The organism is Providencia sp. PROV201, from assembly GCF_028479545.1.
GTDB classification, from domain to species: Bacteria; Pseudomonadota; Gammaproteobacteria; order Enterobacterales; family Enterobacteriaceae; genus Providencia; species Providencia huaxiensis.
Genome location: NZ_JAMPNW010000020.1, coordinates 67850 through 88461, shown reverse-complemented (window position 1 = coordinate 88461; position 20612 = coordinate 67850). Strand labels below are relative to the sequence as shown.

The following is a 20612-nucleotide window of genomic DNA, read 5'->3' as shown; positions in this document are numbered from 1 at the left end:
AAGGATTCACTCTCTTGCCGCCTAGCTGCGGCACGAACCATTTAGGGTATGCTAGGGGGAGGGAAAATTAATCAAACGATCAAATAAATCTAGCATTAAAAATCCGGTGGGCAGGTAAAATGCATTGGCGTGCCATATTCAGGATGGGTGATATATAATTCCTGTGCATGTAATTGTAAGCGAGGGGCGAGCGATTTGGCTTCATCGTGAGCATAAAAGCGATCACCAAGGATTGGGTGGCCTAAAGCTAACATATGAACTCTCAGTTGGTGAGAACGACCTGTAATCGGTGACAGTTTCACGCGAGTTGCTTGTTCTTCATATTGTAAAACTTGGTACTCAGTTTGTGCTGATTTCCCTGTTTCAAAACACACTTTTTGCTTAGGGCGGTTTGGCCAATCACAAATCAGTGGTAAATCAATCAAACCTTCTTCTTTTTCTAAATGCCCCCAAACACGAGCAATATAGACTTTTTTGGGCTCACGCTCCCTAAATTGGCGTTTAAGCTCCCGCTCAGCCTTCTTGTGTAGTGCCACAACCATGACACCACTTGTCGCCATATCTAAGCGATGTACGGATTCAGCTGCGGGAAAATCACGCTGAACACGACTCATAATGCTGTCGTGGTGCTCAGGAGCTTTCCCAGGCACAGAAAGTAGCCCACTTGGCTTATTCACCGCAATAATATGGTCATCTTGGTAGAGCACATGCAGCCAAGGTTCAACGGAGGGATGGTAAGGTTCCATCATAAGGTATATCGCTCCCAAAGCTCTTAAAATAAATTCTCCCTCTAATGAGGGAGAAATTGGTGATAATTTTAAGCTACGTTCACCATAATTTAAATAGCTAATAATAAGTGGATTGAATGGCTTAGCACCTAATACGCTTATTGATGAGTCACCACAACTAAGCGGATGGCATCTAGGCGCCACGTAGCTTGGTCGATATTGGTCATCAGTTTCTGGCGCTCTTCTTCAATGATATCAAGCTCTTCATCACGGATGTTTGGGTTGACCGCTTTAAGTGCTTCTAAACGAGAGAGCTCCAGCGTCAGTGCCTTATCCGCAGCTTCTTTTGCATTTTCTATCAATGCCTTGGCTTCTTTTTCGATCATTGGTTCAGATAAGCGTAATACCGAATGAACCTCATTTTGTACGGCATTGACCAATTTGCTCGCCATATGGCGGTTAATGGCATTTAATTGGCGGTTAAAACTTTCAAACTCAACTTGAGATGATAAGTTATTACCTTTTAAATCAATTAATAAACGTACCGGAGTTGCTGGTAAGAAACGACTAATTTGCAGGTTTTTAGGCGCTTGCGCTTCCACAACGTAAATGAGTTCAGTCAATAAGGTGCCAACAGGCAATGCTTTGTTTTTCAATAAAGAAACTGCGCAGCTGCCGGTATCGCCAGATAACACTAAATCTAAACCATTACGAATAATAGGGTGCTCCCAGCTGATAAATTGCGTGTCTTCACGGGAAAGCGCTTGCTCTCTATCAAATGTGATGGTGCAACCATCTTGAGGAAGCCCTGGGAAATCAGGTACTAACATATGGTCTGAAGGGGTTAGGATAATCAAGTTGTCACTTTTATCTTCTTGATTAATACCCACGATATCAAAAAGATTGAGTGCAAAGTTGACCAATTCGGTATCGTTATCACCTTCGCCAATTTCTTCAGCTAATTGATTACCCGACTCGCCACCGTTTGAATGCATTTCAAGTAAACGGTCACGGCCTTGTTCTAATTGTAATTTTAAGCTGTCATGTTCAGCACGGCAGGTTTTAATAAAATCATCAAAACCTTCAGTGACTGTCGGTTCAGCCATAAATTGCAGTAATGGTTGGTAGTATTTATCGTAGATAGCGCGACCTGTTGGGCAGGTATGTTCAAAGGCATCTAAGCCTTCGTGATACCAGCGGATCAACACCGATTGTGCAGTACTTTCTAAATAAGGCACATGGATGCTGATATCACGGCTTTGGCCAATACGGTCTAAACGGCCAATACGCTGTTCGAGTAAGTCTGGATTAAACGGCAGGTCGAACATCACTAATTGGTTAGCAAATTGGAAGTTACGTCCTTCAGAGCCGATTTCAGAACACAATAGCACCTGTGCCCCTTCTTCTTGAGATGCGAAATAGGCAGCCGCTCGGTCACGCTCTAATAACGATAGCCCTTCATGGAACACAGCAGCACGAATCGCTTCGCGTTCGCGTAAAACTTGTTCTAATTGTAAAGCAGTTGCGGCTTTCGCGCAGATCACTAACACTTTTTCATGGCGGTTTGCGGTCAAAAAGCCCATTAACCATTCAACACGCGGGTCAAAGTTCCACCAAGTGGCATTTTCACCTTCAAACTCTTGGTAAATTTGCTCTGGATAGAGCATCTCTTTTGCACGTGTTTCAAGGTCTTTTTTACTGCCCATAATACCCGCCACTTTAATTGCGGTTTGGTATTGGGTGGGTAAGGGCATTTTTAACGAATGCAATTCACGGCGAGGGAAGCCTTTAACACCATTGCGGGTATTTCTGAACAATAGGCGACTGGTACCGTGGCGATCCATTAACATGTTGATCAGCTCTTGGCGTGCAGCATGGCCATCTTCACTTTCAAGGTTTGCTGCTTTTAGCAGTGGTTCGATATCTTGCTCTTTGATTAGCTCATTAAGTAAATTTTGCTGGTCATTAGTCAGTTTGTCACCCGACAGTAATAAGGAAACCGCATCAGCAACTGGACGGTAGTTTTCTTGCTCAGCAATAAAGTCTTGGTAATCATGGAAACGGCTAGGGTCAAGTAAACGCAGGCGAGCGAAGTGGCTTTCTTGGCCTAGCTGTTCTGGTGTTGCCGTTAATAGCAAAATAGACGGGATATTTTCGGCTAATGTTTCAATCACTTGATATTCGCGGCTCGGGGCAGTCTCGCTCCACTGTAAGTGGTGAGCTTCATCGACAACCATCATGTCCCAGCCAGCTTCAACTAATTGGTCAAAACGCTGCTTATTGCGGCGGACGAAATCCAGTGAACACAGAACGAGTTGCTCTGTTTCAAATGGGTTATCGCTATCATGTTGCGCTTCACTGTAACGGCTATCATCAAACAGAGAAAAGCGCAGGTTAAAACGGCGCAGCATCTCAACGAGCCATTGGTGCTGTAAGCTATCAGGAACAATAACTAAGACACGTTCAGCACGGCCTGCCATCAATTGCTGGTGGATAATCATCCCTGCTTCAATGGTTTTACCTAAGCCCACTTCGTCAGCGAGTAATACGCGCGGGTGGTGGCGTTTTCCCACTTCATTGGCAATATGTAATTGGTGTGGGATCAAACTTGCACGAATGCCGCGTAGCCCTGTCGCTTGGTGTTTGACTTGCTCGCTTTGGAACTTGCGTGCACGAAAGCGCAAAGCAAAACGATCCATACGGTCAATTTGCCCAGCAAATAAACGGTCTTGCGGCTTATTGAATGTGAGCTTGCTGTCAAGGAACACTTCTCTAAGGCTCACACCGGTTTCTTGCGTATCTAAGCGTGTGCCGATGTAAGTCAATAATCCTTTATCTTCTTCAATGCTTTCAACTTGAAGTTGCCAGCCTTCGTGGCTGGTAATGGTATCACCTTCATTAAACATCACTCGGGTAATAGGGGCATCACTGCTAGAGTACAGGCGGTTTTCGCCACTAGCAGGGAAAAGCAGCGTTACCATACGGGCATCAATTGCCACGATGGCACCTAATCCAAGTTCGCTTTCTGTATCGCTGATCCAGCGTTGACCAAGAGTAAATGGCATAGATTTAACTTAATTCCATAAAATTGAGAGTTTATTTTTTAGATTTTTTAAGACAATTTTTATCAGTGTCTTCGCCCAGTGTTGGTGTAACTCATTAGCTAGTTACACAAGGAAGAGTTCGAATTATTTTAAAAACAGTCGTTACCTGATGATTAATTATACACATTTAATCATTCAAATTGCAGCAAAGTAAGCATCAAAGCGTTTGCTGGGCTTGTGGCCAAGACAATAAGCAATGTCTATTTGAATTATAACGGGTATTGTTGATTATCACGCATAATTTGTGTAGCCAGACGTGCGAGATACCAAAGGGGCGATATATTAATTCAACCGAGGGCTATCGTCACCTGTTAAAAAAGCATCAAAGGTGGAATAAATTTTAAAACAAAAGGGTGATTTGCCCAGTTAGCAGGGTATCAAAGTCATCTTGTAAGAAAGGTAAGATGGCATCGGCTATTGGCTTGATTTGCTTAGCGATATAATGTTCGTAATCCGGTTTTGCTGTGATGATTTCCAGCGGTTCAGGCCCCGCTTGAGTGATAATATAGTTTATCCAACCGCCATTTTGATACTGCAAAGGCCGCTGTAATTTTAAATTATAATCATCAGCGGCACGAGCGGCTCGAACGTGGGGAGGAACATTTTTTTGGTAATCAGTCAATTTTCGGCGCAGACGTTTACGGTAAACTAAACGGTCATCATATTGGCCTGAACGAATATTTTGTACATATTCACGAATATATTCACGGTAAGGTTGGCGATAAAAAATACGGGTATAGAGCTCTTTTTGGAATATTTGTGCTAAAGGTGTCCAGTCTGAGCGAATGGTCTCCAATCCTCTAAATACCATGGTGTCTTTACTCAGTCCTGCATAGCGCTTTTTACTCCCCATTTCGGCACCACGTACCGTTGGCATCAAAAATCGGCGGTAATGGGTTTCATATTCGAGCTCTAAAACGCCCTCTAATTGCCATTCTTCTGCTAAATGTTTTTTCCACCAGCTATTCACGTAATCACGTAAAGAAAAGCCAATTTTTTGTGCTTGTTCTTCACTGTGGGCATCACGTAACCACACAAACGTGGAGTCGGTGTCCCCATAAATAACCTGATAACCCTGTGACTCAATCAAACGTTTGGTTGTACGCATGATTTCATGGCCACGCATTGTGATTGACGCAGTTAGCCTTGGGTCAAAAAAACGACAACCTTCAGCCCCAAGTACCCCAGCAAATGCGTTCATAATAATTTTCAACGCTTGGGATAGCGGTGCATTATGTTCTTTTTTGGCTTTATCCCGTTCTTGCCAGATATGGCTGACAATATCGGGTAAACAGTGGGTTGTGCGAGAAAACCAAGCTTGGCGAAAACCGGGAACAGAATATTCAAGGTCTGGATGCGCTAATCCTTCAATCATACCCGCCGGGTCGATGAGAAAAGTTCTAATAATTGAAGGATATAGGCTTTTGTAATCCAAAACTAATACGGAGTCATATAGCCCGGGTTGGGAGTCCATGACAAAGCCCCCGGGGTTCAGTTGCATTTTATGTTCCGTAAAGTTGGGAGCGACAAATCCAAGGCGGTGTAAACGGGGAATATAAAGGTGTGAGAATGCCGCGACAGACCCGCCCATTTTATCGACAGCAAGGCCGGTTACTGTTGAACGTTCCTGCAAGAACGCCATTAAATCCGTTTTTTCAAAGATCCGATGGACTAAAATACAGTCTTGAATATTGTAATGTGCCAAAGCGGGTTTATCGTGAGCAAAGCGGCGGTTGATCTCATCCATTCGGTCATAAGGGGTATCAATCGCTTTACCTTCACCAAGTAGCGCTTGGGCGACAGACTCTAAACTAAATGAGGAAAAACTCCATGTCGCGGCTTTTAATGCATCGATACCATCAATAATTAACCGGCCTTCAGCGGCAGCAAAAAATACCCCTTGTTTAAAGCCATGCTCTCGCCATTCCAGTTTTTTGCTTTGTCGGCCAAATAATAAGGGGATGCCATAACGCTCTGCATGCTTTTGTAATACTTGTAGGTCGAATTGGATTAGGTTCCAACCGATGATGGCATCAGGGTCGTATTGGTGAAGCCATTCATTGAGTTTATGAAGTAATTGCGGGCGGCTATTCACATAAATTAAGCGATGTTCAGTGCTCAATGCCGGCCCTTGTTCTGGCCCTAACATAAATACCACGTTGTCACCGCAGCCAGACAACCCTATCGAATAGAGTTCACCATGTTGACTGGTTTCGATATCAAGGGAAACGGCTTTGACTAAAGGGCGGTAGCCTTCGCAAGGCTTTAGTTGAAACTCCCCTTGCTGATTTCGAGAAAACCAGACAGAGGCCGCGATAAAGCGTTCCATTAAATAGCGTTCACTTGGGCGAATATCGGTTTCTAATAATTCGACACCCAATTCGTTGCAACTTTTTTCAAGATTTTGCAATTGTCGATATTGGTGGCAATAAATTGCATAGACTTTTTCGCGTTTAAAATCAATTAATTCAAGGAGCCGATAGGTAATGCTGGGTTGTTCATCTAATAGATATTTTACTTGAGGGAATTGAGATTCAGCTAAAAAACCAATCGCTTTTTGATAGGGAACAGTGACCTTTTGAGGTTGGTTATCAGTGAGTAGCCAATAAGAGACCTCAACACCGTGGCGGGTGTCTTTCCAGTGGCGGCTAAGAATAAAGCCTCTTTCTGCTGGAGCGATAAGTTGGGTCATTAGGCTACTCGCATAAAACTCGTATAAAAATAGTTACGATAAATATACGCGAATGGTGTGAATTTATACAGTGTTAATTATTGGCAGCGGTGGTGATACTCAGTAACGCAGATGCCTCACTTTGCCCCTGTAATAGTAATTGAGTATCGCCATCGTAGGCGATTTTCCCCTCTGCAATAACCAGTGTCCGTGGGGCAATTTGCAGGGCATCATCGACATTATGGGAAACCATTAATAACGTGATTGATTTTTCCGCACAAATTTCCTTAAGTAATAACAGCATTTCTCGGCGTAATGCAGGGTCGAGAGCAGAAAAAGGCTCATCAAGCAGTAAAATTGGTTGATTGCGGATCATGCAGCATGCCAATGCTGCGCGTTGGCGTTGTCCCCCCGACAGCTGAGCCGGTAACCTATCTAAACATTCACTCAGGCTGACTCGGTTCGCCATTTGTTCAACTAGCTGAATTTGCGTTTTATTAAGGCGCAAATTGGGTTGCAGACCCAGACCAATATTTTGCCGGATAGTCAGGTGTGAAAATAAATTATTTTCTTGAAATAGCATGGAAACAGGGCGCTTAGCAGGTGGCGTGAAGGTATGGTCTTCGCCATTGAGCACAATCTTACCGCTATTAGGAAATTGAAAACCGCTAATTAAACTTAATAGTGTACTTTTCCCTGCACCACTTGGCCCCATGACTGCCACAGACTCACCGGACTGAACAGAAAAATCAAATGACATTGTCAGGTTGTCGTATTGGTAATCTAACTGAGTCAATTTAATCATGATGTTTTCCTGAAATACGTTCAATCAAGCTGAATAAGCAAAAGCAAAGTAATAACAATAGCATGGCCGTAACAGCCCCATCGTTCGACCGATAAGCCCCTATTTGCTGATAAAGATAATAAGGGAGCGTGCGGAAGTTATCATTGCCAAATAACGCGACGACACCAAAATCACCAATTGAGATAACACAGGCAAATGCGAGCGCTTGGGCGATTGGTTTACGCAGTGCTTTAAGTTCAATAATTCGAAAGCGATTAAACCCTGAAATATCGAGTGATTGGCACAATGGGTTATAGCGTTCAGCGCTGTCTCGCATGGGATTTTCTAATACTTTTAACGCATAGGGGATAGCTAACAAAGCGTTTGTCATGATGACTAATGGGTAAGGGGATTCAGGTAAGCCTATCGTTTCATTAAAAAAGATAAAAAAACCTGTCGCTAGCACAATACCGGGCATGGCTAAAATAATTAACCCGCTAAGTTCTATGGCTTGCCCTAGACGAGCAGCTTGGCGTAAGCGCAATTCACGACTGCTCCATAACAACATTAAGGTGAGTGCCACACAGACGGTGCCCGCACATAGTGCAATAAACACCGAGGTTGCAGTGGCTTGCCATAAGGCTGATTGCTGCAGTACCGCCCAGAGTTGCCCATTTAAGCCATCAAAAATAACAGCGAACAGCGGGGGCAGTAGCAATAACATGGCAGCGATAATGAGCAGCAGGTCACGAATACGACGAAATGCGTTATCAGCGGGGTCAACCCATTGCGCTTGTTGGCTAAACCCCACTGAAAATACACTATTTACTCTATGGCAGATAAACATTAAACCGACACAGAAAAACAGCTGGATGAGCGCCAAAAGGGTGGCTCGTCCTAAATCAAAATCATAATTAAGTGCTTGGTAAATAGCCAATTCGATGGTGGTTGCTGCCGGGCCGCCTCCCAGAGCGAGAACCGTCGCAAAGCTGGCAAAGCACAGCATGAAAATTAATGCGGCAGTGGGTAATATTTGTCGCCGTAAATAGGGCCATTCTAAAATAGTGAATTGCTGCCACTCATTAAACCTCAGTTGTGCTGCAACCTGCCGTTGCTCAATTGCGATATTCTCTAAAGATTGCAATAGCATACGTGTTGCCAGTGGCATGTTAAAAAATACATGCGCTAACAAAATGCCTTTTAGGCCATAAGGTGAAAAGGTGTAATCAAGCCCTAGTAATTGACAAAGTTTAGCTAGCCAACCCGTCTGCCCGTAAACCGATAAAATACCAAATACGGCAACTAACACCGGAAGAACCAATGTCATTGCACATAGGCGTAAAAATAGAGTTCGCCCAAAAAAACGACGGCGATACAGTGCTCTTGCGAGAAAAATGGCAGGGATCACAGAAAAAATAGCAGATAAAAAAGCCTGCCAGAAAGTAAAACCAATTACATGCCACAAATAGCTATCGCTGATAATGTCAGCCACTGAAATTTCAGGTGCAAAAAACCACAGCGCACCAAAACTAATGAGTGCAACCGTAATCAGTAAACCGGAGGCCAACGCCCCCGGTAGTAAAGACAAATTAATCAGCGACTGACGGCGGCTTGCCATAAACGAGTCCAGTTTTGGCGTTCTTTTGCAACTTCTTGAGAACTAAATTGTAAGGCTTTTTCAGGTAGAGGTAACTGGTTGTATACCTCAGGTAAGGGAATATCAATGACCGGATACATCCAGTTAGTCGTTGGCAAGGTGTTTTGGAAATCAGGTGTTAAGACAAACTGTAGGAATTGCTTGGCGAGCTCCGGTTGTGGGCTATTTTTCAGCCTTGCTGCCACTTCAACTTGCATATAGTGACCCTCATTAAATAATGCCGCTGCATAGTTATCTTTTTGGTCATTAAGCATTTGGTAGCCCGGTGATGAGGTGTAACTGAGTACAAAATCACCTTCTCCTTTTAAGAACAGGCCATAAGCTTCACTCCAACCTTTAGTGACGGTAAGTGTTTTGCCTGCCATTTTTTGCCATGCATCCGCAGACTTGTCGCCATACAGTTTTTCAATCCATAGCATTAAGCCAAGCCCCGGAGTGCTGGTGCGAGGATCTTGGTAAATAATTTTCCAATTATTATCACTATTTAATAATGCATCCATACTTGCTGGGGGATGTTTAATTTTATTAGTGTCATATATAAATGCAAAGTAACCATAGTCATAAGGAATGAAGGTTGAGCTATCCCACGAAATAGGCAGTTTCAATGCAGTGGTATCAATGTCAGCGGGGGCAAACAGGCCTGTTTTTTCAGCAGAATCTAATAAATTATTATCTAACCCTAAAATCACATCTGCTTTGCTTTTTTTCCCTTCCATTCTGAGTCTGTTTAGCAGCGCTACGCCATCTCCCAGCGCCACTATTTTTAACTCGCAATCGCACTGCGCTTCGAAATTCTTTTTAATTTGAGGGCCGGGGCCCCACTCTGCTGCAAAGGAATCATAGGTATAAACAGTAAGCGTTGGTTTATCAGCCCATGCTAATTGGCTTAAACTGAGTGCACTAAAGGTAAAAATCGATGCTATAATTTTGTTTTTAAACATGCTTTTTCCTGCGCTAAAAGATAGTGACACAGGATTTGAGGAGAAACCGGTGCAGATATGCAGACGGCGGCTCAAATCCCTACGCCGGTATTAACCGGATCAGGTTCTACGGGTTAGTTCTCAGCCTAAATAAATTCGGCACCCCGTTGAGATGTTCACTATTGTAGTGACTTCAGACATATCTGCAAACTGTATTGATATAGGTTTACCAGTTTAGGTATGTGTGAAACAATTAGGCATCTTTCAAATTTGGTTATTGAGGTAGTCTGTGATTGATGATGATGGCTACCGCCCGAATGTAGGAATTGTAATTTGTAATCGGCAAGGGCAAGTTTTATGGGCCCGCCGCTATGGTCAGCACTCATGGCAGTTTCCTCAAGGAGGCATCAATCCCGGGGAATCGCCGGAACAGGCGATGTATCGTGAGCTATACGAAGAAGTCGGGCTACAGCGTAAGGATGTCAGGTTATTGGCATCTACCCGTAATTGGTTACGTTACAAATTACCCAAGCGTTTGGTGCGTTGGGATACAAAACCTGTTTGTATTGGGCAGAAACAGCGTTGGTTTTTACTTCAACTTCAATGCAATGATGCCGATATAAACGTGCAGCGCAGTAAATCGCCAGAATTTGATGGCTGGCGATGGGTCAGTTATTGGTATCCTGTTAGGCAGGTGGTTTCTTTTAAACGTGAAGTTTATCGGCGTGTTATGAAGGAATTTGCCCCTGTTGTTATGCCTCTGCAGGAACAAAAATTACCACAACGACCCACTTTTAATAACCGTAGGCGTGGAGCAAAGTAGCCTATGTTGATGCGTTTACGTGAAATTGTCGAAAAAGTTGCAATGGCGACAAGTTTGACTGATGCGCTAGAAGTGTTGGTGAATGAGACTTGCAAAGCAATGCGAACAGACGTTTGTTCCATTTATTTAGCTGATCACCCTCGCCAATGCTATTACTTAATGGCAACCCGCGGGTTAAAAAAACCTAGCGGGATTGCTATTCGCCTAGGGTTTGATGAAGGTGTCGTGGGTGCCGTCGGGCGCCAATCTGAGATGCTCAATCTAGCCGATATTCGTGAACATCCTCAATATAAATTCCTGCCTCAGCTTAAAGAAGAACAGTTAAGAGCTTTCTTAGGTGTCCCCGTGGTCTATCGCCGCCAATTATTAGGCGTGCTGGTGGTACAGCAGCGGGAAAAACGACTGTTTAATGAAACCGAAGAATCTTTCATGGTCACGTTGTCGATGCAACTCGCTGTGATCTTGTCACAAGCTCAGGCAAAAGGTATTTTTGGGCAATATCGACAAAATAGAATTAAAGCTATCCCTGTATCTCAGGGAATTTCAATGGCTTATGGGTGGCAAGATAGCTCCCAACCCTCTTTAGATAGTATTTTCCAAGCCAGTGCCATTGATATCGACAAAGAAAAGCAACGCCTTGTCACTGCCCTCGAAAGTGCTACTGCGGAATGTCGTCGTATTAGTAAACGTTTTATGGCTAGCTCTGCAAAAGAAAGTGCAGCAATATTTGATCTCTATAATCATCTACTTAGCGACCCTCAGCTAAAAAAACACCTATTTGCTGCCATTAATGACAACGCAACCGCTGAATGGGCGGTTAAAACGGTCATTGAAAATTATGTAGAGCAGTTTTCTCGCCTGCGTGACCTCTATTTAAGAGAAAGAGGGGCTGACTTAAAAGCCTTGGGGCAACGTTTATTATTTCATCTTGATGATTCACTGACCGCAAATGAACAGTGGCCAGAGCGTTTTATTTTAGTTGCTGATGAATTAAGCGCTAGCGTATTGGCTGAGTTACCTATTGAGCAACTTGCTGGTGTGGTCGTGCGTGACGGAGCAACACATTCTCATTCTGCGATTTTAATCAGAGCCATGGGGATCCCTGCAATTATGGGGGCAGATATTGAGCCTTCGCTGTTACATAATCGCCATTTAATATTGGACGGCTATCGTGGTGAGCTCTTTATTGAACCTGAGAACTTAATTGTTCAGGAATACCAGCAAATTATTGAAGAAGAAAATGTCATTAGTCGCTTAGCAGAAGGGACTCTTGGGCAAGATGCAACACTTAAAGGTGGCGAACACGTTCATATTTACCTTAATGCGGGTTTAAGTCCGCGTTACGAGCAACAAATTAACACTGGGGTTGACGGTGTTGGCTTGTATCGTACTGAACTGCCTTTTATGCTGCACAATGGTTTTCCCTCGGAAGATGAGCAGAAACAGCTCTATAAGGAAGTTTTACAGCTTTTCCCAACCAAACCGGTTGTGTTAAGAACCCTTGATATAGGAGCTGATAAACAGCTGCCATACATGCCAATTAGCGAAGAAAACCCAAGCTTAGGCTGGCGTGGTATTCGTATTATGTTAGACCAGCCCGAGATTTTTTTGATTCAGCTAAGGGCGATGTTACGGGCAAATATGTTTTCAGGTAATTTACGTATTTTATTACCGATGGTGACCAGTGTTAATGAGATAGACGAAGCCATTTTGCTGGTTAAAAGAGCAAGAGACGAAGTGAGTATTTTATTAAAAATGCCCGTTGAGATGCCCCAAATTGGTATTATGCTTGAAGTTCCTTCTTTGCTATTTTTATTACCAGAGATAAAAAAACGCGTTGATTTTATCTCTATTGGGACTAATGACTTTACACAATATTTACTTGCTGTTGACCGTAATAACACCCATGTAGCGGCACTATATGATAATCTTCACCCCTCAGTTGTGCGCTTTTTAGCAAAAGTAAGTGAAGAGTGCCAACGCCTTCAGCTCCCTGTCAGTGTTTGTGGGGAAATGGCAGGGCAGCCACTTAGCGCAATGGTATTAATTGCTCTAGGATATCGCTCCTTAAGTATGAGTGGGCGTAGTGTTCCTCGCATGAAATATTTAATCCGCCAGCTTGACCCAGTCTTGATGTCGCAGTTAGTACCGAAGTTATTGGCTGCGGAAACGAGTGATAGTGTCAGGCTAGAGGCGAGTGAATTTATGGAGCAACACCATTTAGGCGGTTTTGTACGTGGTGGGATTTAACTTACAACAAGATGTAATTAGTTAAGATGTAAGTAGTTAATTTGGTTTAGTTCGAAAAATATCAAGTATAAATGACTATACTTTTTGTTGTATGCTTCAGGGGACTTCACACATTGAAGTCTGTTGAATACGTAATAGTCGACGAGTAGTTGGCTTAATGATTAAAAAGTGGGGAACAATGAGTAACAACTACTTAGCATTTCCAGAAATAGATCCTGTTATGTTCTCGATTGGGCCAGTATCGTTACACTGGTATGGCTTTATGTACCTTGTTGGCTTTGTTTTTGCCCTTTGGCTAGCAGGACGTCGCGCTGCAAAACCCAATAGTGGCTGGACAAAAAATGAAGTAGAAAACTTGCTGTACGTTGGCTTTGTTGGCGTATTTGTCGGTGGTCGGTTAGGCTACGTTTTCTTTTATAATCTCCCTGTTTTTCTTGACGATCCTTTATATCTATTTAAGGTTTGGGATGGTGGTATGTCCTTCCATGGCGGCCTAATCGGTGTGATATGTGCCATGATGTGGTTTGCTCACCGTACTCGCCGTCGTTTCTTGCAAGTATCTGACTTTGTTGCACCATTAATTCCATTTGGCCTAGGTATGGGTCGTATTGGTAACTTTATTAATGGGGAGCTATGGGGACGAGTAACACTCGATACGCCATGGGCATTTTTATTCCCTCATTCACGCAGTGAAGATATTCAACTTGCCGCCCAGGACCCTTCGCTATTACCCATATTAGAGCAATACGGTGTGCTACCAAGACACCCATCACAGCTTTATGAAATGTTCTTAGAGGGGATTGTTCTGTTCCTTATCTTGAACTTATTTGTGCGTAAACCTCGCCCAATGGGGAGTGTTTCCGGGCTATTCTTGATTGGCTATGGTGCATTTAGGATTATTGTTGAATTCTTTAGGCAGCCAGACGCACAGCTTGGTTTATTTGGTGGTATTAGTATGGGGCAAATTCTGTCAATACCGATGATTATTATTGGAATTCTAATGATTGTTTGGGCTTACAAATATGGTAAAAATGTGCCGGCCCATAAGCCACTAAAAGAGCCTAAAAAGAGTTAATAAGTACAATTACTGGGGCTAACTTAGTCTGCGGAATATAACTATTTTGTAAATAAAGCAATGAAGTACAACAAGACAAAGGTTAGCCACTTAAGTTATTTTTTTAAAAGAGAGTCACTATGAAGCCGTATCTTGATTTATGCCAACGTATTATTGATGAAGGGCAATGGGTTGAAAACAAACGAACAGGAGTTCGTTGTTTAACCGTTATTAACGCTGACCTTGAATATGATGTTGGTAATAATCAATTCCCCTTGATTACGACTCGTAAAAGTTTTTATAAAGCAGCAATAGCAGAGCTTCTTGGCTACCTTCGCGGCTATGATAACGCAGCCCAGTTCCGTGAAATTGGTTGTAATACCTGGAATGCGAATGCAAACGAAAACCAAGCATGGCTGAATAACCCCCATCGTAAAGGTGAAGATGACATGGGGCGCGTCTATGGCGTTCAAGGGCGCTCATGGCAACGTCCAGACGGTACGCACTTAGACCAATTAAAAAAAGTCGTCAATAACTTAAAAAATGGAATTGATGACCGTGCTGAAATCATCACTTTTTATAACCCGGGTGAATTTGAAATGGGCTGTTTGCGTCCCTGCATGCATACTCATACTTTTTCACTATTAGGTGATACACTACATTTAACATCTTATCAGCGTAGTTGTGATGTTCCGCTTGGCCTAAATTTCAATCAAGTACAATGCTTTGTTCTACTTGCTCTAATGGCTCGCATTACAGGGCATAAAGCCGGTAAGGCTTATCATAAAATTGTGAATGCGCACATTTATGAAAACCAATTGCCTTTGATGCGTGATGTCCAGCTGAAACGTGAGCCTTTTGCTTCCCCTTCATTGGTTATTAACCCCAAAATTAAGTCATTAGAAGACCTCGAAACATGGGTAACTTCAGATGATTTTACCCTCGAAGGGTACCAGTGCCATGAAGCTATCAAGTATCCATTTACTGTTTGATTAGCGAATATATTTTTTACTAAGATGGTTTTATCTAAAAGCCATCTTAGTCTTGTTTTTTACATCTCACTATTTCCCCCTTTATTGATTCCATCACTCTTTATTGATTCCATCACTCTTTATTGATTCCATCGCCTTGATGAACTTCATCTTGTCTCATAAGTAATTTACTTTCTTGTATTTACTTTGAATTAACTATTTTTTTGCGAAGCGCTTCGCAGACCGAGTTGTATTTATATGAATCTCTTTATTTTGTTGCGAAACGTTATGCAGTTTGCAATGACAAGCCTCGCTATACCGGTTTTTTTTGGCAATCTCTGTCTTGCGTATGAAAAAGTGAGGTCACAACAAGATGAAAGTTGAATCAAATACAACACAGCGTGGTTTCACCTTAATTGAAATTCTGATTGTTCTATTTATCTGTTCTTTGGTCATGTTGTCTGGTTTATATCAATGGCAGCAGCAGGTAGAAAGGCAGCGATTAATCGACGCAGCTAGGCAAGTATCAGAGTTTATTTATAGTCAAATGACGGAAGGTGTCTATTTAAATAGGTACCAAATATTATCGGTTAAAGTTGGGGTAGGTGATTGGCAGCTGATTGTTAAAGATGCAAATAACAAGCAAGAGGTTGGCAAACTGACAGCAGAAAGGCATCGAGGAATAGAGCTCTGGAAAGCGAGCCGGACGTCAATTCAGCTGTATGGGAAGCAGGGGACTATTCGTGCTTTCAGTATAGGGCTAAAAAATCAGCATGAGCAGATCACAATTTATATCTCTTCATTAGGCCGCATTAGAAGCTGTAGTCATAAAAAAATGACTGGAGTGCCTAAATGCTGAACTCCTTAAATCACGATAAATTTAAAAAACAGCGAGGCTTTACACTGATTGAAATGTTGATGGCAATGGCAATCAGTAGCATTGTCTGTGTATCAGCGATGAGTGTCATCCCTACATTGTTTAAACAAACCTACCGAGCTTACATTCAATATCAAATAGACAAAGATATAAGGCAGACATTAATAAACATGGAAAAAGATTTTAGAAGGATTGGTTACTGCGGTAGCTTAGATTGTGGAAAAGAGCCTTTAAAAATTACATCTAAGTTTTTAAGCCGAGGAAATAATTCATGCATTATTTTTGCCTATGACCAAGATTTATCGGGTAAGTGGGAGGACATTAAATCTAAGTCGATAGAGTCTGATTATTTTGGGTATCGGTTAAACAATGAAAAATTAGAGTCTAATCGAAATGTCAGAGATTGCGATGGAACGCGTTGGCAATCGCTATTTGATGAGAAGCTAATCAAAGTTAAAACATTAGCATTTGGTTGGCAGGAAAATACCCAATTACTTGAAATGAAAATAAATCTTAAGACAGATTTGTTGCCCAACCAAACGTTTAATTACCAAATAGCAGTCTTGGTTAGAAACTTATGAAGAATATAGCGCAACAACAGGGAAATGCCTCTCTACTTATGGTTATTATTTTTATCACAATAGGCTCATTATTGATTAAATCTGTGCATTTTTTCCAAGAGCGGGCTCGGGATGATCTGCGTAAGGAAATTAAATATTTCGATACTTTTAATAAAGCAGAATCAGCTCTTTCATGGGGGGCGACATTGCAATGGGATAGTAAACAGAGAGGGTTAAAGAATTGGGTTTGCCAGAAAGAGAAAACTCAACAGTGGAAAAGCTGCTTAAAACATTATAAAGGGGCGACTTTTTTGCTGTCGGGACAAAGCCATTATCGTCTAGGAAATGATATTAAAGTTTATCGATGGATGGTATTAGATGCAAATAAGCAACAGCTTTTTCCCCGTAAAAATGGGTGGTTAGATTATTGCCCAGTGGTAAAAAAAGGGTTTTGCTAGTGAAAATAGAACAGCAAGGATTCGCATTAATAGAGGCAATGATTGGCGTGGTTGTTTTTGCTATTTCATTGGTAGCTTTGGTAAACTATTCGCAATATATCATATTGAATTTTAATCAATTGTATATGAATTCTTCAGCGGTTAGGGGATTGCATAGTACATTAGAAAAGAGCGCAATGTTAACAGCATCAATATCTGGGGAGAAAAATTCTGCCATGGACCCAGATTTGCGTTACCCTGAATGGAAAATACAAGCAACTCGTTTACCGCAGGCCGATAATTGTACTGAGTTAGTGGTATCGTTAACAATAAAAAAACAACCATTTTCATTAAGTCGTTGGTATTGCTCAATAGGAGAGCACTATGTTTCAAGTGTATCATTCTAATCAATTAGATTTATTAAAAGATCTAATGACTCATTTAATGAAAAATGAACCACTTTCTCACCCTTTTGAGCAAGAAATAATTTTAGTACAAAGTCCTGGGATGTCACAGTGGCTGCAAATCGAACTTGCTAAACAGTTTGGTATTGCTGCAAATATTAACTATCCCTTACCGGCAACATTTATTTGGGACATGTTTAGGCGAGTCTTACCGGATATTCCAAAAGAAAGTGCTTATACCAAACAAGCAATGACATGGAAACTCATGACAATACTGCCAACAGTCATTGACGAGGACGAATTTGAACCTTTAAGGCATTATCTTCAAGAGGATGCAGATAAACGTAAACTTCATCAGCTTGCTGGTAGGGTTGCCGATTTATTTGACCAATATTTAGTTTATCGCCCACAATGGGTCGAAGTATGGCAAAGAAATGAACTAGTAGAGGGTCTAAGTGAAAATCAACTGTGGCAAAAACGTTTGTGGCAATGCCTTGTTGATTATTCAAATGAATTAAAACAGCCGCCTTGGCACCGTGCTAATTTATATCAACATTTTATTGGTACATTGTCATCGACTCCTGATTTAGGAAAAATGCTGCCTAAACGTATTTTTATTTGTGGTATTTCATCTCTCCCGCCTGTTTATTTACAAGCTCTCAATGCAATAGCAGAGCATACAGATGTTCACTTAATGTTCACTAACCCCTGTCGTTATTATTGGGGAGACATTCAGAGTGCGTCATTTTTAGCTAGATTACAGCAAAGAAAGCTGCGACATTATCTTGATAAACATGAAATTTCTCGCTTCAAATTTGAAGGACACGTTCCTGATTTATTTAATGAAAATGGTGAGCAGGACATTGCCAATCCACTGCTTGCATCGTGGGGGAGGCTTGGCAGGGACAATTTATATTTTATTTCTCAAATCGATAGCGCTAATGAAATATCAGCCTATGTTGATACTGAACGAGTCAATTTATTAGAGAATGTCCAGCAAGATATTTTAGATCTTGAAAACCACGCTCAATTAGGGACAACATTAGAAAATTATGAAACGAGTCTTGGTAAACGACCGATCAGTGAGCTAGATGATTCGATAACATTCCATTTGTGTCATAGCGCACAGAGAGAAGTTGAAATATTACAAGATCATTTGCTTTCTCTGTTTGAGGAAGACCCATCGCTAACACCGCGTGATGTGATAGTCATGGTTGCAGATATTGACAGCTATGCACCGTATATTCAGGCTGTTTTCGGTAATACTACATCAACTCGATATATCCCCTTTTCAATTTCAGATAGGAAAGCACTACAAGCTCATCCCATTTTACAAGCATTTATTATGCTACTTGACTTACCTCAGAGCCGTTTTTCAACGGAGCAAGTTCTCAGCCTACTTGAAGTTTCTGCATTTTCTCAACGTTTTGGTATTGATGAAAGTGAATTAGGCTTATTACGCCGCTGGGTTAATGAATCAGGGATCCGCTGGGGGCTTGATGACGATAATGTACGTTCTTTCGCTTTACCAGTGATAGGGCAAAATACATGGGAATTCGGTTTAAGTAGGATGTTGCTTGGCTATGCAATGGATAGCAGAAATGGACCGTGGAGTGGTATTTTACCTTATGATGAATGTAGTGGTTTAGCGGCTCAACTAGCTGGGAAATTAGCATTATTAATCAACACACTTAGAGAATGGCGTTCTTTACTAGCACAAGAACGTCCACTTGAAGAGTGGAAAGAGCTTTGCCAACAACTACTTAATAGCTGTTTTATGGTTGATGGAGAAACTGAACTCGTTCTCGCACTATTGACGGAACAGTGGCATCAAATCGTTGATAATGCGATAACTTCAGGATATGAAGAACAAGTGCCATTGCGTTTAATTCGTGATGAGCTTTCAGTTCGTTTTGATGATGAAAAGATTAGTCAACGTTTCTTGGCGGGGGCTGTTAATTTTTGTACGTTGATGCCAATGCGTTCAGTGCCATTTAAGGTTGTGTGTTTATTGGGAATGAATGATGGGGCTTACCCGCGAAATATACCACCTTTAGGGTTTGATTTGATGGCTGAAAAGCCTGTTCGTGGAGATAGAAAACGCCGGGACGACGATAGATATCTATTCTTAGAAGCATTGAATTCAGCATCTAAACAACTGTATGTTAGCTATATTGGGCTTTCTATTCGTGATAATCAGCCTTGTAATCCATCGGTATTAGTGACTGAATTAATTGACTATATTTGCCAAAGTTTTTGTTTAATTGGCGATGAAACCTTGAACATAGATGAAAGTGCGAAACGATTAAGGGGACATCTGGTCATTCAACATAATAGAGTCCCATTCGCAAAAGAAAATTTCTTACCAGAAACGCCTTATCAGAGCTTCGCGAGTGAGTGGTTACCTGCCGCAAAAACAACAAATAAAGTTGATGAGCCATTTTGTTCAGTACTTGAAATACGAGAACCCATTACTGAAATTTCGTTAGAACAATTATTACGTTTTTATCGTCATCCGATTAGGGCATTTTTTCAACAGCGTTTGAAAGTGCATTTCTCTATTGAAGAAACTGAACTGCCAGAAGAAGAACCGTTTAACTTAGGTCGGTTACAACGATATAAAATTAATGATCAAATTTTAAATTTACTTGTCAAAGATAAAAGTATTGAGCCTTTTTATTCTGCTTTAAAGGCATCGGGTCAGCTGCCAGCCAGACAATTTGGCCAACTTTTCTGGGAACAGCAGTTGAATGAGATATCGCCATTAGCTGAAAAAGTTAAAGAATATGATATGCAGCTATTTGATTATCCATTTGATTTTCAGTTAAATGGGGTCAAAATTACAGGTGTACTGAAAAATGCTCATGAAACAGGAATAGTACGCTATCGTCCGGCTTACTTAACTGCTAATGATGGGGTGCAGCTATGGGTGGAGCATTTGCTATTTAACTCGCAAATAGGTGAAGGGGAAAGCCTTGCACTAGGAAGAGATAATAGTATTTGGCAGTTTTCCGCTATTAGCAAAGAAGATGCATTGGCTTATCTACAAGATTTAGTTGTAGGCTATTGCGAAGGGTTTAATTCCCCACTAATTCTTCTTTCTCAAAGTGGTTGGAGTTGGGTTAAGGCTTGTTTTGATAAAAAGACAAAAGAGTACGATTTTTCGAGCGAAGAAATTCAACAAAAAGCATTATCTGCTTTGCTCCAAAGCTTACAAGGAAGTCAGATGCAAAAAGGCGAGATGGAAGACGACTATGTGTCAAGAGTTTGCAGAAGCATTGATGATGCGATGATTAAATCTTTGTTATCAAACACTCAACGGTTTTTATTACCGATGACAAAATACTTGAAATGACAGGAGAGCAACAAAGG

General features: G+C 41.7%; 15 protein-coding genes and 1 riboswitch. Of the genes, 9 read left to right on the top strand and 6 right to left on the bottom strand.

The genetic code is table 11. The features are described 5' to 3' along the window. Positions 1-95: 95 nt before the first annotated feature. From rluA to thiB, 6 genes are all read right to left on the bottom strand, one after another. Positions 96-749, bottom strand: coding sequence for a bifunctional tRNA pseudouridine(32) synthase/23S rRNA pseudouridine(746) synthase RluA (gene rluA / locus PR809_RS15660; RefSeq protein ID WP_206275827.1), 654 nt, complete (start codon positions 747-749; stop codon positions 96-98). 137 nt (positions 750-886) lie between these two features. Continuing rightward, positions 887-3793 (bottom strand): RNA polymerase-associated protein RapA, encoded by a 2907-nt coding sequence (gene rapA, locus PR809_RS15655; RefSeq protein ID WP_195697676.1) that lies wholly within the window; start codon positions 3791-3793, stop codon positions 887-889. 379 nt (positions 3794-4172) lie between these two features. Further along, entirely contained in the window at positions 4173-6524 is a 2352-nt protein-coding gene (locus tag PR809_RS15650) for a DNA polymerase II (protein WP_206275828.1), read from the bottom strand. 73 nt (positions 6525-6597) lie between these two features. Further along, positions 6598-7308: a thiamine ABC transporter ATP-binding protein ThiQ gene (gene thiQ / locus PR809_RS15645; RefSeq protein ID WP_272524568.1), complete on the bottom strand. Its 711-nt coding sequence runs from the start codon at positions 7306-7308 to the stop codon at positions 6598-6600. Further along, positions 7301-8905, bottom strand: a complete 1605-nt coding sequence (gene thiP / locus PR809_RS15640) for a thiamine/thiamine pyrophosphate ABC transporter permease ThiP (RefSeq protein WP_206275830.1) — start codon at positions 8903-8905, stop codon at positions 7301-7303. The genes thiQ and thiP overlap by 8 nt, the downstream gene beginning before the upstream one ends. Next, positions 8881-9885, bottom strand: coding sequence for a thiamine ABC transporter substrate binding subunit (thiB, locus tag PR809_RS15635; protein WP_102137812.1), 1005 nt, complete (start codon positions 9883-9885; stop codon positions 8881-8883). The genes thiP and thiB overlap by 25 nt, the downstream gene beginning before the upstream one ends. A 58-nt stretch (positions 9886-9943) precedes the next feature. Continuing rightward, positions 9944-10041, bottom strand: a riboswitch (TPP riboswitch). A 112-nt stretch (positions 10042-10153) separates the two neighbouring features. On the opposite strand from thiB, the gene rppH reads away from it, so the two are divergent. The 9 genes from rppH (at position 10154) to recC (ending at position 20595) form a co-directional block, all read left to right on the top strand. Then, positions 10154-10687: an RNA pyrophosphohydrolase gene (gene rppH / locus PR809_RS15630; protein WP_004908658.1), complete on the top strand. Its 534-nt coding sequence runs from the start codon at positions 10154-10156 to the stop codon at positions 10685-10687. Between the two features lie 3 nt (positions 10688-10690). Continuing rightward, positions 10691-12937 carry a phosphoenolpyruvate--protein phosphotransferase gene (gene ptsP, locus PR809_RS15625; RefSeq protein ID WP_166264441.1) on the top strand — a complete coding sequence of 749 codons (2247 nt, stop codon included), beginning with the start codon at positions 10691-10693 and terminating at the stop codon, positions 12935-12937. A 178-nt stretch (positions 12938-13115) separates the two neighbouring features. Next, a complete protein-coding gene (gene lgt, locus PR809_RS15620; RefSeq protein WP_004908663.1) occupies positions 13116-14012 on the top strand; it encodes a prolipoprotein diacylglyceryl transferase in 897 nt (298 codons plus the stop codon). Positions 14013-14131: 119 nt separating this feature from the next. Continuing rightward, positions 14132-14983 carry a thymidylate synthase gene (locus PR809_RS15615; RefSeq protein WP_102137809.1) on the top strand — a complete coding sequence of 284 codons (852 nt, stop codon included), beginning with the start codon at positions 14132-14134 and terminating at the stop codon, positions 14981-14983. A 352-nt stretch (positions 14984-15335) separates the two neighbouring features. Then, on the top strand, positions 15336-15821 hold the full coding sequence (locus tag PR809_RS15610) for a prepilin-type N-terminal cleavage/methylation domain-containing protein (RefSeq protein ID WP_102139963.1): 486 nt from the start codon (positions 15336-15338) through the stop codon (positions 15819-15821). Next, positions 15815-16420 (top strand): prepilin peptidase-dependent protein, encoded by a 606-nt coding sequence (locus tag PR809_RS15605; protein ID WP_102139962.1) that lies wholly within the window; start codon positions 15815-15817, stop codon positions 16418-16420. Before PR809_RS15610 ends, PR809_RS15605 begins: the two co-directional genes overlap by 7 nt. Next, entirely contained in the window at positions 16417-16857 is a 441-nt protein-coding gene (locus PR809_RS15600) for a DUF2509 family protein (RefSeq protein WP_102139961.1), read from the top strand. The genes PR809_RS15605 and PR809_RS15600 overlap by 4 nt, the downstream gene beginning before the upstream one ends. Then, positions 16857-17243 carry a prepilin-type N-terminal cleavage/methylation domain-containing protein gene (locus tag PR809_RS15595; protein ID WP_206275831.1) on the top strand — a complete coding sequence of 129 codons (387 nt, stop codon included), beginning with the start codon at positions 16857-16859 and terminating at the stop codon, positions 17241-17243. The genes PR809_RS15600 and PR809_RS15595 overlap by 1 nt, the downstream gene beginning before the upstream one ends. Then, positions 17221-20595: an exodeoxyribonuclease V subunit gamma gene (gene recC / locus PR809_RS15590; protein WP_206275832.1), complete on the top strand. Its 3375-nt coding sequence runs from the start codon at positions 17221-17223 to the stop codon at positions 20593-20595. Before PR809_RS15595 ends, recC begins: the two co-directional genes overlap by 23 nt. Positions 20596-20612: the final 17 nt, after the last annotated feature.

What these genes read in the sequence shown, in the direction of transcription:
- rluA (WP_206275827.1), bottom strand. Translation starts at nt 749, where the DNA reads ATGATGGAACCTTACCATCCCTCCGTTGAACCTTGGCTGCATGTGCTC.
- rapA (WP_195697676.1), bottom strand. Translation starts at nt 3,793, where the DNA reads ATGCCATTTACTCTTGGTCAACGCTGGATCAGCGATACAGAAAGCGAA.
- PR809_RS15650 (WP_206275828.1), bottom strand. Translation starts at nt 6,524, where the DNA reads ATGACCCAACTTATCGCTCCAGCAGAAAGAGGCTTTATTCTTAGCCGC.
- thiQ (WP_272524568.1), bottom strand. Translation starts at nt 7,308, where the DNA reads ATGATTAAATTGACTCAGTTAGATTACCAATACGACAACCTGACAATG.
- thiP (WP_206275830.1), bottom strand. Translation starts at nt 8,905, where the DNA reads ATGGCAAGCCGCCGTCAGTCGCTGATTAATTTGTCTTTACTACCGGGG.
- thiB (WP_102137812.1), bottom strand. Translation starts at nt 9,885, where the DNA reads ATGTTTAAAAACAAAATTATAGCATCGATTTTTACCTTTAGTGCACTC.
- ptsP (WP_166264441.1), top strand. Translation starts at nt 10,691, where the DNA reads ATGTTGATGCGTTTACGTGAAATTGTCGAAAAAGTTGCAATGGCGACA.
- lgt (WP_004908663.1), top strand. Translation starts at nt 13,116, where the DNA reads ATGAGTAACAACTACTTAGCATTTCCAGAAATAGATCCTGTTATGTTC.
- PR809_RS15615 (WP_102137809.1), top strand. Translation starts at nt 14,132, where the DNA reads ATGAAGCCGTATCTTGATTTATGCCAACGTATTATTGATGAAGGGCAA.
- PR809_RS15610 (WP_102139963.1), top strand. Translation starts at nt 15,336, where the DNA reads ATGAAAGTTGAATCAAATACAACACAGCGTGGTTTCACCTTAATTGAA.
- PR809_RS15605 (WP_102139962.1), top strand. Translation starts at nt 15,815, where the DNA reads ATGCTGAACTCCTTAAATCACGATAAATTTAAAAAACAGCGAGGCTTT.
- PR809_RS15600 (WP_102139961.1), top strand. Translation starts at nt 16,417, where the DNA reads ATGAAGAATATAGCGCAACAACAGGGAAATGCCTCTCTACTTATGGTT.
- recC (WP_206275832.1), top strand. Translation starts at nt 17,221, where the DNA reads ATGTTTCAAGTGTATCATTCTAATCAATTAGATTTATTAAAAGATCTA.